Origin of the sequence: Asanoa hainanensis (assembly GCF_900188485.1) — a bacterium.
In the GTDB taxonomy this organism is placed as follows: Bacteria; Actinomycetota; Actinomycetes; order Mycobacteriales; family Micromonosporaceae; genus Asanoa; species Asanoa hainanensis.
Genome location: NZ_FZPH01000002.1, coordinates 14,497 through 26,536, shown reverse-complemented (window position 1 = coordinate 26,536; position 12,040 = coordinate 14,497). Strand labels below are relative to the sequence as shown.

Annotated in this window: 10 protein-coding genes and 1 pseudogene; 7 read left to right on the top strand and 4 right to left on the bottom strand. The window is 72.8% G+C overall.

Features of this window, described 5'->3' with window-relative positions:
• Nucleotides 1-39 precede the first annotated feature (39 nt).
• A complete protein-coding gene (locus tag CHC05_RS03870; RefSeq protein WP_089244790.1) occupies nucleotides 40-1,092 on the top strand; it encodes a glucose 1-dehydrogenase in 1,053 nt (350 codons plus the stop codon).
• Between the two features lie 21 nt (nucleotides 1,093-1,113).
• Here CHC05_RS03870 and CHC05_RS03865 read toward each other — a convergent pair whose 3' ends face one another.
• Nucleotides 1,114-2,394, bottom strand: coding sequence for a glutamate-5-semialdehyde dehydrogenase (locus tag CHC05_RS03865; RefSeq protein ID WP_281257650.1), 1,281 nt, complete (start codon nucleotides 2,392-2,394; stop codon nucleotides 1,114-1,116).
• Nucleotides 2,385-3,494, bottom strand: coding sequence for a glutamate 5-kinase (proB, locus tag CHC05_RS03860; protein ID WP_089246045.1), 1,110 nt, complete (start codon nucleotides 3,492-3,494; stop codon nucleotides 2,385-2,387). The genes CHC05_RS03865 and proB overlap by 10 nt, the downstream gene beginning before the upstream one ends.
• Nucleotides 3,495-3,555: 61 nt before the next feature.
• Between proB and CHC05_RS03855 the strand changes: the two genes are divergently transcribed.
• Complete coding sequence (locus tag CHC05_RS03855) at nucleotides 3,556-3,861, top strand: MGMT family protein (protein ID WP_089246047.1); 306 nt, start codon at nucleotides 3,556-3,558, stop codon at nucleotides 3,859-3,861.
• A 6-nt stretch (nucleotides 3,862-3,867) separates the two neighbouring features.
• On the opposite strand, the gene CHC05_RS03850 is transcribed toward CHC05_RS03855, so the two are convergent.
• A complete protein-coding gene (locus tag CHC05_RS03850; RefSeq protein ID WP_179266045.1) occupies nucleotides 3,868-5,265 on the bottom strand; it encodes a gamma-glutamyltransferase in 1,398 nt (465 codons plus the stop codon).
• An 89-nt stretch (nucleotides 5,266-5,354) separates the two neighbouring features.
• Between CHC05_RS03850 and CHC05_RS03845 the strand changes: the two genes are divergently transcribed.
• From CHC05_RS03845 to CHC05_RS03825, 5 genes and pseudogenes are all read left to right on the top strand, one after another.
• On the top strand, nucleotides 5,355-6,740 hold the full coding sequence (locus CHC05_RS03845; RefSeq protein WP_089244784.1) for an MFS transporter: 1,386 nt from the start codon (nucleotides 5,355-5,357) through the stop codon (nucleotides 6,738-6,740).
• A 10-nt stretch (nucleotides 6,741-6,750) separates the two neighbouring features.
• Nucleotides 6,751-8,208: a pyridoxal phosphate-dependent decarboxylase family protein gene (locus tag CHC05_RS03840; protein ID WP_089244782.1), complete on the top strand. Its 1,458-nt coding sequence runs from the start codon at nucleotides 6,751-6,753 to the stop codon at nucleotides 8,206-8,208.
• Nucleotides 8,209-8,218: 10 nt separating this feature from the next.
• Nucleotides 8,219-8,749 (top strand): annotated as a pseudogene (locus tag CHC05_RS03835) (NADH-quinone oxidoreductase subunit B); the annotation flags it as partial.
• A gap of 257 nt (nucleotides 8,750-9,006) precedes the next feature.
• Nucleotides 9,007-9,795, top strand: coding sequence for an SDR family NAD(P)-dependent oxidoreductase (locus tag CHC05_RS03830; protein ID WP_089244781.1), 789 nt, complete (start codon nucleotides 9,007-9,009; stop codon nucleotides 9,793-9,795).
• A 38-nt stretch (nucleotides 9,796-9,833) separates the two neighbouring features.
• A complete protein-coding gene (locus CHC05_RS03825; protein ID WP_089244779.1) occupies nucleotides 9,834-11,135 on the top strand; it encodes a DUF2252 domain-containing protein in 1,302 nt (433 codons plus the stop codon).
• Here CHC05_RS03825 and CHC05_RS03820 read toward each other — a convergent pair.
• Nucleotides 11,128-12,021, bottom strand: a complete 894-nt coding sequence (locus tag CHC05_RS03820; protein WP_342745616.1) for a prenyltransferase/squalene oxidase repeat-containing protein — start codon at nucleotides 12,019-12,021, stop codon at nucleotides 11,128-11,130. The genes CHC05_RS03825 and CHC05_RS03820 overlap by 8 nt on opposite strands.
• Between the last annotated feature and the right edge of the window lie 19 nt (nucleotides 12,022-12,040).

Here is a 12,040-nt window from a genome sequence, read left to right as displayed (position 1 = left end):
TTCTGAGCGCGGAGCGGGCCTGGGCCGCAAGATGGTCCTATGCGGGCACTGACCGTCACACCCGGCACCAAGGACTCGCTGCGGCTCGAGGAGGACTTCGCCGAGCCCGCCGAGCACGAGGGCGGGCTGTTGGTGGAGGCGGTCGCGGTCGGGGTGTGCGGCACCGACCGGGAGATCATCGCCGGTGACTACGGCGAGGCCCCGCCCGGCGGTGACCGGCTGGTGATCGGCCACGAGTCGCTCGGCCGGGTGGTCGAGGACCCGACGGGCCGGCTGGAGTTCGGCGACCTGGTCGCGGGCATCGTCCGCCATCCCGACCCCGTGCCGTGCGCCAACTGCGCGGAGGGCCAGTGGGACATGTGTCGCAACGGCCAGTACACCGAGCACGGGATCAAGGCGCTGGACGGCTTCGCCCGGGACCGCTGGCGGATCGAGCCCGAGCACGCGGTCAAGCTGGACCGGTCGCTCGGCCTGCTGGGCGTGCTGCTCGAACCGACGAGCGTGGTCGCCAAGGCCTGGGAGCTGATCGACCGGTTCGTCGAGCGCGACCCCTGGCAGCCGGAGAACGTGCTGGTCACCGGGGCCGGGCCGATCGGGCTGCTGGCCGCGCTGCTGGGCAAGCAGCGCGACCTCGACGTGCACGTGGTCGACCTGGCCACCGACGGACCCAAGCCGCAGCTCACCCACGACCTGGGCGCGACGTACCACAGCAAGCCGGTGCACGAGCTCGGGTTCGCTCCCGACCTGGTGCTGGAGTGCACGGGCGCCCCGCCGGTGGTGTTCGGCGTGATGGATGCCGTCGGCCCGTGCGGAGTGGTCTGCCTGACCGGCGTGTCGACCGGTGGCCACCAGATCCCGGTCGACGCGGGCGCGCTCAACCGGGCCCTGGTGCTGGAGAACAACGTGGTCTTCGGCTCGGTCAACGCCAACGCCCGGCACTGGAAGGCGGGTGCGGACGCGCTGGCCGCCGCCGACCGCAAGTGGCTCAACCGGCTGATCACCCGGCGGGTGCCGGTCGAGCACTACCGCGAGGCGTACGCGGATCCGCAGGCCGGCGACATCAAGGTCGTGGTCGAATTCGGCGAACGCTGAATTCGCCATCGAACACGGCGTTCAAACACGTAATTGTCCTTCGCCGGTGACGACGTATTTGGTGGAGGTCAGCTCGGGCAGGCCCATCGGGCCGCGGGCGTGCAGCTTCTGCGTCGAGATGCCGATCTCGGCACCGAACCCGAACTCGCCGCCGTCGGTGAACCGGGTCGACGCGTTGACCATCACCGCGGCCGCGTCGACCGCGGCGACGAACTCACGTGACGCCGCCAGCGACTCGGTCACGATGGCCTCGGTGTGCTGCGTGCCGTAGCGCCGGATGTGGTCGACCGCGGCCGCCAGCGACGGGACCACGGCGGCCGAGATGTCGGCCGAGAGGTATTCGGTCGCGAAGTCCTCGTCGGTCGCCGGGACCACGTCTTTCGAGTGCGCGGCCACCTCGGGCGAGCCGTGCACGGTCACCCCGGCGTCGGCGAACGCGGCCAGCACGCGGGGCAGGAACGCGTCGGCGACGTCGGCGTGCACCAGCAGCGACTCGGCGGTGTTGCAGGTCGAGAGGCGCTGGGTCTTGGAGTTGAGGACGATCGCGAGCGCCTTGTCGAGGTCGGCCGCCGCGTCGACGTAGACGTGACAGTTGCCGACGCCGGTCTCGATCACCGGAACCGTCGACTCCTCGACCACCGCCCGGATCAGCGAAGCCCCGCCGCGCGGGATCAGCACGTCGACCAGGCCGCGGGCGCGCATCAGCTCCTTGACGGAGTCGCGGGTGGACGAGTCGAGCAGCTGCACCGCGTCGGCGGGCAGCCCGGCCACGTCGAGGGCCTCGCGCAGGATCTCGACCAGCTTGGCGTTGGAGTTGGCGGCCGACGACGAGCCGCGCAGCAGCGCCGCGTTGCCCGACTTGAGGCAGATGCCGGCGGCGTCGACGGTGACGTTGGGCCGGCCCTCGTAGATCATGCCGACCACGCCGAACGGCACCCGGACCTGGCGCAGCTCGAGGCCGTTGGGCAGCGTCGAGCCGCGGACCACCTCGCCGACCGGGTCGGGCAGCGCGGCCATCTCGCGCAGCGCGGCGGCGATGGCGGTGACCCGGGCCGGCGTCAGTGCCAGCCGGTCGAGGATCGCGTCGGAGAGCCCGGCCGCCCGGCCCGCGGCCAGGTCGGCGGCGTTGGCCTCGATGACCTCGGGCGCGCGGGCGACCAGCGCGTCGGCCATGCCGAGCAGAGCGCGGTCCTTCACCGCCCGCGGCGTCGCCGCGAGGGTGACCGCCGCCACCCGGGCTCGCTCGGCCTGCTCCCGCACACTCATCGCTTCCTCCTTGTCAACGGATGCCCTTACAGCAATACCAGGTCGTCGCGGTGGACGACCTCACGCTCGTAGCCGGGGCCGAGCTCGGCGGCCAGGTCGCCGGTCGAGCGGCCGAGCAGCGCCGGCAGCTCGACGGCGTCGTAGTTGACCAGCCCCCGGGCGACGGGCGCGCCCGAGGTGTCGACCAGGTCGACCGGGTCGCCGGCGGTGAACACCCCGTCGACCGCGGTGATGCCGGCCGGCAGCAGCGACTTGCGCCGGGCCACCACCGCCTGCACAGCGCCCGGGTCCAGGTGGAGCCGGCCACGCGGCGAGGTCGCGTGGGCCAGCCAGAACAGCCGGGCCGTGGGCCGGTGGGCCATCCGGTGGAACAGGGTGCCGACCGGCTCGCCGGCCAGCGCGTCGGCCGCGTTCGGCGCGGAGGTCAGCACCACCGGGATGCCGAAGCCGGTGGCGATCCGGGCGGCCTCCACCTTGGTGACCATGCCGCCGGTGCCGACGCCGGACCGCCCGGCGCCGCCGATCGCCACGCCGGTCAGGTCGGTCTCGGCGCGCACCTCGTCGATGCGGCGGGAGTCGGGCTTGCGCGGGTCGCCGGTGTAGAGCGCGTCCACGTCGGAGAGCAGCACCAGCAGGTCGGCGTCGACCAGGGCGGCCACCAGCGCGGCGAGCCGGTCGTTGTCGCCGAACCGGATCTCGTCGGTGGCCACGGTGTCGTTCTCGTTGACGATCGGCACGGCACCAAAATCAAGAAGCTTGCGCAGCGTGCGGTACGCGTTGCGGTAGTGCGCCCGGCGGGTCACGTCGTCGGCGGTCAGCAGCACCTGGCCCACGGTCAGGCCGTGGCGGGCGAACGCGGCCGCGTACCGCCCGATCAACAGGCCCTGGCCGACGGACGCGGCGGCCTGCTGGGTGGCCAGGTCGCGCGGGCGGCGGGGAATGGCCAGCGGGGCCAGGCCGGCGGCGATCGCGCCGGACGAGACCAGCACCACCTCGCGCCCGGCCCGGGCGGCGGCCGCCAGCACGTCGGCGAGGGCGTCGACCCGGCCGGCGTCGAGCCCGCCGTCGGCCGTGGTCAACGACGACGACCCGATCTTGACGACGATCCGGCGTGCCGTCGTTACTGCTTCGCGCACGGGGTCCATTCTGCGCGGTCGGTCACTCAAGATCACTTTTAGATCCCATAGTGTGGCCGGTGTGGAGCCGGAGGAGTACGTGGAGGAAGTGCTCGCCGTGGTCGAGCGCATCCCACCGGGGCGGGCGATGTCCTACGGTGCGATCGCCGACTACCTGTCGGAACGCTCGGGCCGGTCCTCCTCCCGCCTGATCGGCGCGATCATGGCCAAGCACGGCGGCGGCGTCCCGTGGCACCGCGTCGTGGCCGCCAACGGCCGCGTCGTGCCTGGGCACGAAAAGGAAGCGCTGGCCCGCCTGGTCGGCGAAGCGACCCCGCTGAAGAACGGCCGGGTCGACCTCTCCCGCGCGGCCTGGTGGCCGGAGTGACCGGGGCTACAGGAGTTGGCCTGTGCCGCCTCGGCGGGGGTCGCCGCCGGCGCCAGCCGTGCCGACCGCGCTGACGCCGCCGAAGAAGTGGTTCAGCTCGTCCCACTGCACGATCGTGTAGCCCGCGCGGGCCAGCTCCGCCAGCTCGTCCTCCGGGTAGCCGAGCTCCGCGTGCACCGCGTCGTCGACCACGTGGAAGCGCGGGCGCGCCACCGCGGTCTCCGTGTCGAGACCGTCGACCAGCACGCCGAGCAGCGTGTCGACCAGCGCGGTGCGGATCCGCGACGCGCCGGCCGAGCCCGCGGCCAGCACGAGGTCGCCGTCGTCGCCGATCACCACGAGCGGGCACATCATCGACTGCATCCGCTGGCCCGGCGCCATGTCCTCGGTGATCAGCTCGCCTTCGCCGAGCATCGAGTTGAGGTTGATCCCCAGGCCGGGCAGCCAGACGCCGGCGCCGATGCCGAGGGTCGTCGTGATCACGCAGGCGTTGCCCTCCGCGTCGACGACCGAGACGTTGGTGGTGTCGCCCAGCCGGGGCCGGCCGTACTCCCGCAGCGCGTCGGCCACCGCCACCGCCCGCTTCGGCCGCGACAGGGCCTGGATCGGGTCGGGCAGGGCGCGGATCGTGCGGATGGTGCCGTTGAGGTCGGTGCGCGCGTAGACGTGCTGGCCGGCCAGCCGGGCGTGCTCCACGGGCAGTTCGAGCACCTCGTACGCGGCCAGGTCGGCGGGACCGATCGCACCACCGGCGGCCCGGACCGCCTCGACCAGCAGGTCGCCGTAGCGGCCGGTGTAGAAGATGTCCGGACCCTCGTCGGCCAGCCCGTCGAGCGCCTTGTCCAGGCCCGGGTGGTGCAGCGTCTCACCGCCGCGCAGCAGCCGGCCGCCGGGCGCGTAGATCTCGCCGCCGTCACTCGGGGTCAGCGCCGGCGCGACGCTGACCAGCGTGCGGGCCTGCGCCTCGGGCAGCGCCACCCCGGCGCGGGCCAGCAGCACCGCCGGCTCGACGACCTCGTGCCAGGGCAGCCGGCCCCAGCGGCGGTGCACCTCGCCGCAGCCGGCCGGCACGCCGGGGATGCCGACGCTCGGGCCACCGATCGAGTACGGCATCGGCACCCCGCCGAAGGTGACCTCGATCGGCAGCATCGGCTGCGGCGTCACGTCGCCGTCCAGGCCCGGGATCGAGCAGAAGAAGTCGAGGCAGGTGACCGCCCGGTTGGCAGCGTCGTAGAACGTGGCGAAGCCGCCACCGCCTATCCCGGTCAGCACGCTCTCCGACGCGGAGCAAGCCAGCACCGCGGCCACCGCCGCGTCGGCGGCCGAGCCGCCCGAGGCCAGCACCCGCAGGCCGACCTCGGTGGTCGCCGGATGCCCCGCTGCCACACCGGCTTTCACCGGCATCACCCCTTTTACGTCCGATAATCCCGCTCGGCCAGCAGGGTAGAGGTAAATCTCCCGCTATCGCGTGCGGATCGCTAACATCCCGCCTCATGGACGCGCGGCCGAGCCAATCGGTGATCACCCGATCGGGTACCCAGCTACCCCGCCGGGTGCACGCGGGATATGCCCTGGGTTCGCTGGTCACGGGTGCGTTCGGCACGGTGCCGGGGCTGTTGCTGGCGCCGTACCTGACCGACACCCTGGGCGTGGCGGCCTGGCTGGCAGGTGTGCTGGTGTGGGCGCCGAAGGCCTGGGACGTGCTGGTCAACCCGGTCGCCGGTCGGATCTCCGACCGCACCCGCAGCCGGTGGGGCGCGCGTCGCCCGTACCTCCTGGTGGGTGGTCTGACCCTGGCCGTGCTGTTCGCGGCGATCTTCGCGGCGCCGTTCGGCTCGGGCCGGGGCGCCTACGTCGCCCTCGCGTTCCTGCTGGCCGCGACCGCGTACGCGTTCTTCCAGGTGCCCTACGTGGCGATGCCGGCCGAGCTCACCGACTCCTACAGCGAGCGGACCCGGCTGCTGACCTGGCGGGTGGCCGTGCTGGCGATCGCCATCCTGGTCTCCGGCGCGATCGCACCGCTGGTGGTCAACGCGGGCGGCGACGGGATTCCCGGGCACCGCTGGATGGGCGTGTTCGTGGCGGGCCTGATCGTGGTCGGCACGATCGCGGTCTTCGTCGGCACCTCGCGCGCGCCGACCGGCACCGTCCGGGAGAGCGAGCCGACGCTGCGGGCCCAACTGGCCGTGGCGTCCCGCAACCGGCCGTTCCGGCTGCTGCTGATCTGCTTCGTGATCCAGGCGGTCGGCATCGCGATGATCCTGGCCGGCGTGCAGTACTTCGCCGACCACGTGCTGTTCTCCCCCGACACCGGGCCGACGGTGCTGTTCGCCTGCTTCGTCGGGCCGGCGCTGCTGGTCATGCCACTGTGGAGCCGGGTGGGCGCCCGGGTCGGCAAGGCCCGCGCGTTCGTGCTGGCGTCGCTCCTGTTCGCCGCCGGTGCGGTGCTGCTGGTGCTCGCGCCGGTGCTGCCCGCCGTGCTGATCTATCTGATCGTCGGAGTGCTGGGCGTCGCGTACGCCGGTCAACAGGTCTTCGGCCTGGCCATGCTGCCGGACTGCATCGCCTACGACACCGCGCGCACCGGCAAGCGGCAGGCCGGGGTGTTCACGGGCCTGTGGACCGCCGGCGAGACGTTCGGCCTGGCCCTCGGGCCCGGCATCTACCTGCTGGTGTTGCAGGCCTTCGGCTACGTCTCGTCGTCGTCGGGCGAGGCCGCCGCGCAGGACGACACCGCGCGACTGGGCGTGCTGCTCGGCTTCACCGTGCTGCCCGGGCTGATCGTGGGGTTGGCGGTGCTGTTGATGCGCGGGTACGACCTGACCGAGGCCAAGCTGACGACGGCGGTGGGTGAGGCGGAAGCGGCGGCGATCAACTAGCGTCTCGGCCATGGTGGAGGCTTTGCCGCGACACGGGTTGCCGGCCGAGGAGATTCTCGACGAGCTGCGCGCGCTGCGGCGGGCCGACCAGCCCACGCACGGCGGCCGGTTGTTCGCGTACGTCTACGACCCCGCGGTGCCCGGGCTCGACGAGCTGACGAACGCGGCCCACGCGATCTCCGCTTCGGTCAACGGGCTCGACCCGACCGCGTTCCCGTCCCTGCTGGCGATGGAGAACGCGCTCGTGGGCGCGGCGGCGCGACAGCTCGGGGGCGGACCGGGCACCACCGCGCCGGACGTCGTGGGCAGCGTGACCAGCGGCGGCACCGAGTCGCTGATCCTGGCCGTCAAGGCGGCCCGGGACGCCCGGCCCGACGTCGCCGCGCCGCGGATCGTGGTGCCGGTGACCGCGCACGCCGCCTTCGCGAAGGCCACGCACTACCTCGGCATGGCGTTGGACGCGGTGCCGGTCTCCCCTTCGACGTTGCGGCCGTCCGTCGCGGACATCGCGGCGGCGATCACGCCCGACACCGTGCTGGTGGCCTGCTCGGCCCCGTCGTACGCCCATGGTGTGGTCGACCCGGTGGCGGAAACCGCCGCGGTGGCGGCGGAGGCCGGTGTGCGGTGCCACGTCGACGCCTGCTTCGGCGGGTGGACGTTGCCCTACCTGCGCCGGCTCGGCGCCGACCTGCCGGAGTTCGACTTCGCGGTGCCGGGTGTCACCTCGATCTCCGTGGACCTGCACAAGTACGCGTACGCGCCAAAGGGCACCTCGGTCCTGCTGCACCGCGACGCGTCACTGCGCGCGCCGCAGTACTTCGCGTTCGGCGACTGGCCGGGCTACACGATGATCAATCCGGGCATCTCGTCGACGCGCTCGGGCGGACCGATCGCGGCCGCGTACGCCACACTGCGCAGCATCGGTGACGACGGCTACCTGAAGTTCGCCGAGATCACCCGGCACGCGGTGCGCAGGCTGGCCGCGGCGGTCGAGGCGGTCGACGGGCTGCGGCTGATGGCGCCCCCGACCACGACCGTCGTCTGCTTCACCGGCCCGAACCTGTTCGTGCTGGCCGACGAGCTCACCGCGCGGGGCTTCCACACCCAGCCACAGATGCACTACGGCGACATTCCGGCCAGCATCCACCTGACGGTGACCGCGTCGGTGGCGCCGCACGTCGAGGAGTTCGCCGCCGCGCTCGCTTCGGCCGCGGCCGCCGCCGAGGCGCACGGCCCCGTCGACCTGCCGGCCGAGGTGCTGGCCCTGGTGACCGCGCTCGACCCGGCGGCGTTGACCGCCGAGGTGGTGGCGGGGCTGGCGGCCGCGCTGGGCCTGGGCGGCGACGGCTCGCCACTGCCCAGTCGCGTGGCCGCGGTGAACACCCTGCTCGACGCGGCGCCCGTACCCGTGCGGGAGCGCCTGCTCGTGGAGTTCCTGGGCCTGCTCCAACGGCCGGCCTTCGACTAGCCTGGGGATCGTGGAACTGCCTGCCGTGCTCGGGGAGCCGATCCGGTTCGTGCTCAACTGGGGTCGGCGTTACTCGCTCTGGGTCTTCAACTTCGGCCTGGCCTGCTGCGCGATCGAGTTCATCGCCAGCAGCATGGGCCGGCACGACTTCATGCGGCTCGGCGTGATCCCGTTCGCGCACGGCCCGCGGCAGGCCGACCTGATGGTCGTCTCGGGCACGGTGACCGACAAGATGGCGCCGGCGATCAAGCGGCTGTACGACCAGATGCCCGAGCCCAAATACGTCATCTCGTTCGGCGCCTGCTCGAACTGCGGCGGCCCGTACTGGGACTCCTACTCGGTGACCAAGGGCGTCGACCAGATCATCCCGGTCGACGTGTACGTGCCCGGCTGCCCGCCCCGCCCCGAAGCGCTGATGCACGGCATCCTGCGCCTGCAGGACAAGATCGCGGGTGAGCCGGCCGGGCCCGGCGGCGTGCCCCGCCCCGACCCGCTGGCCGCCCGCAGCGCGCTGACCGCACCCCTGGTGCCAGCGCCCGACGGCACCAATCGCCCGGTGGCCCTGCCCGACACAGTCAACCGCGCTCCCGCGGGCAGCGACAGGTCCGCGACGCACCCCGACGGCGTCAACTGGGCACACACCCCACCCGCCCCGTTGGCCGCGCCGCTCGGGCCTGACGGCACGCTGCCGGTGCGCGAGGCCACCGGCAACCGGGCCGGTGCCTCGGCGCCGTTCGGCGACGACGCGGTGCCGCTGGACGAGGGCAGCGTCGACTACCACCACCCGACCGGCGACTGATGTCGCGCATCCTGATCACCGGCGCCTCGGACGGCCTCGGCCGGGCGCTCGCGCTGACGCTGGCCGAGCGAGGCCACGAGCTGGTGCTGCACGGCCGCGATCCCGAGCGGCTGGCCGAGGTGGCACGGACGACCGGCGCGGTGGCGTTCCGGGCCGACCTGGCGGTCCAAGCCGAGGTCCGCGATCTGGCGCGCGCGGTCACCGACCGCTATGACTCGCTGGACGTGCTGGTCAACAACGCCGGCGTCGGCTTCGGGGCGCCCGGCGCACCGCGCGAGCTGACCAGTGACGGCATCGAGCTGCGGCTGGCGGTCAACTATCTGGCGCCCCACCTCCTCTCCCGTCTGCTGCTGCCGTTGCTGCGCAAACCCGCCACGGCGCGGGTCGTCAACGTCGCGTCGATCGGCCAGGCGGACATCGACCTGGACGACCTGATGATGACGCAGGGGTACGACGGAACCCGCGCGTACCGCCGGGCGAAGCTCGCCATGATCTGCGACACGTTCGACCTCGCGGAGCAACTGGCCGGCACCGGCGTCACCGTCAACTGCCTGCATCCGGCGACGTTGATGCCGACCACCCTGGTGCGGATCGCCGAGTACGCCCCGGTATCCACTCTGGAGCAGGGACTTCGCGCCACGCTGCGGCTCGTCGACGACCCCGCGCTGGACGGCGTCACCGGCCGGTACTTCGACGGCGAGCGCGAGGAGCGGGTCCGCGCGCAGGCCTACGACCCGGCCTTCCGGGCCGCGCTGGCCGCCCGGGCCGCCGCGTTGACGGAATCTTGACATGACCACGGTGGCGCGCGAGGTCTAGCGTTCGGCGCATGACCAACGAACGGCGTGCCACCGCCCTGGTGGACGTGCTCACCACCGAGTTCGGCCAGCTGATGGCCCTCGACCCCGCCGCCTTCCGGCGCAAGTTCCGCAAGATGGCGGCCTCGCCGTTCGCGTTCTACCGGGGCAGTGCCGCGGTGTTCTACGCCGACCTCGTCGGTGAGTTCGCCGACGACCGGTTCCTCGACGAGCACACGAGCCGGGTGTGGATCCACGGCGACCTGCACGCGGAGAACTTCGGCACCTACATGAACGGGTCCGGCGAGCTGGTCTTCAACGTCAACGACTTCGACGAGGCGTACGTCGGGCCGTTCTCCTGGGACCTCAAGCGGTTCGCGGCGAGCGTGGCGCTGATCGGCTACGCGAAGGCCCTCTCCGACGAGGTGATCGCGGACCTGGTCGCCCGGTTCGCCGGCGCCTACCTGACCGAGCTGCGCGCGATCGTGGCCGGCGGCGACGACGCGATCGGCTCGATCACCCTGGCCAACGCCGACGGCGTGCTGCGCACCGTGCTCCAACAGGCCCGGCTGAGCACCCGGGTGGCGATGCTCGACACGCAGACGACGATCGACAACTTCGAGCGCCGGTTCGCCCTCGGCGACGGCGTCTTCGAGATCGACGACGCCCGGCGCGAAGCCGTGATCGCGGCGTTCGACGGCTACCTCGACACGCTGCCGGCGCACCGCCCCGTCGCCACCCGGATCAAGGACGTCGTGCTGCGCAAGGGCGTCGGGATCGGCTCGGCCGGCCTGCCCTCGTACAACCTGTTGTTGGAAGGGCACACCCAGGCGCTCGAGAACGACGTCGTGATCTACATGAAGCAGGCCCAGGTGCCCGCGGTGGCCCGGCACATCACCGACGGCCGCGTCCGGGGCTACTTCCACCACCAGGGCCACCGCACCGCCGAGTCCCAGCGGGCACTCCAGGCGCACGCCGACCCGTGGCTGGGCTACACCGAGCTCGACGGCGTCGGCCAGCTCGTCGCCGAGGTCTCGCCGTACGCCGCCGACCTGGACTGGTCCGACGTCAACGAGCCCGACGAGCTCTCGGGCGTGGTCGGCGACCTCGGCCGCGCGGTGGCCCGCATGCACTCGGTCGCCGACGACGAGTCGAGCCACGACCTGGTCGACTTCTCCACCGAAGAGGCGATCGTGGCGGCGGTCGACAAGGACGAGCACGGCTTCGTCGCGCATCTGGTCGACTTCGCCCAGCGCTACGGCATCCGCGCCCGCGAGGACCACCAGATCTTCGTCGACCTCTTCCGCAACGGGCGGGTGCCCGGGCTCACCTGAACGCGCGGATCGCCGCCAGCGTGGTGTGCACGTCGAACGCCTCGCCGTCGTCGCTGGCCCAGCCGCCGTCGCTGCGTTGGGTCTGGGCCAGCCGGCGCGCGGCGGCGGACAGCAGCGTGTCGTCGACCGACAGGCCGACCCGACGCAGAGCCGAGGCCATCGCCGTCACATCCGACGGGGTCATGTCGCGGACCCGCTCGGTGAGGACCACCTGGATCCGCGCCGACTCGTAGTACATCTCCTGGCGGTAGAGCACCGCGGCGCCGAGCCAACCCGCGGCCAGGAACGAGGGCCAGGTGCCGTCGGACTGGAGCGCGGCCGCGAACACCTGGGCCGCGCCCTGCACCACGCCGGCGTAGACGCCACCGACCCGGTGGTCGAACGGACCCGCGGCCCGGGCGTCGTGGCCCGCGACGGTGAGCCAGAAGCCGGCGTTGGCGGTCAGGTAGAGGGTCGCCTCCGGGTCGCCGGGTGTCGCCCACGGCGGCGCCCAGCCGGACAGCGACGGGTCTTCCTCCCAGGTGCCGTCGGGCCGCTGGCGGGTGGCCAGCCAGTCCAGCGCACGGCGGGCCGCCGGGCGGCCGAGCGCACCGAGGTCGTCGAGCTCGGCGAGCCGGAAGCAGGTCGCGTCGACCGAGGCCGTGTCGCCGCCCCAGATCGCCGGCCAGCCGCCGTCGTGGGCTTGGCCCACCTCGGCGTCCTCGAGGATCGCGGGCTGCGGCGGCGCGCCCACCCGCAACCACGACAGGCGGGCGCGGTCGACCGCGTCGCCATGGGCGACCACGAATCCGATCGCCGCGTCCAGATCCACCACGGCCGAAACGGTACCGCCGGAAAGGCGAGTCCGCCTCAAGCGGTTGGCCAAGGTCAACGGCCCGTCGGGCAGGTTTAGCACCGAGAAAAGC

Bases quoted from the DNA above. Each gene is read 5' to 3' on its own strand.
- CHC05_RS03840 (WP_089244782.1), top strand. From the start codon at position 6,751: ATGGTGGAGGCTTTGCCGCGACACGGGTTGCCGGCCGAGGAGATTCTC.
- CHC05_RS03825 (WP_089244779.1), top strand. From the start codon at position 9,834: ATGACCAACGAACGGCGTGCCACCGCCCTGGTGGACGTGCTCACCACC.
- CHC05_RS03830 (WP_089244781.1), top strand. From the start codon at position 9,007: ATGTCGCGCATCCTGATCACCGGCGCCTCGGACGGCCTCGGCCGGGCG.
- CHC05_RS03870 (WP_089244790.1), top strand. From the start codon at position 40: ATGCGGGCACTGACCGTCACACCCGGCACCAAGGACTCGCTGCGGCTC.
- CHC05_RS03850 (WP_179266045.1), bottom strand. From the start codon at position 5,265: ATGCCGGTGAAAGCCGGTGTGGCAGCGGGGCATCCGGCGACCACCGAG.
- CHC05_RS03845 (WP_089244784.1), top strand. From the start codon at position 5,355: ATGGACGCGCGGCCGAGCCAATCGGTGATCACCCGATCGGGTACCCAG.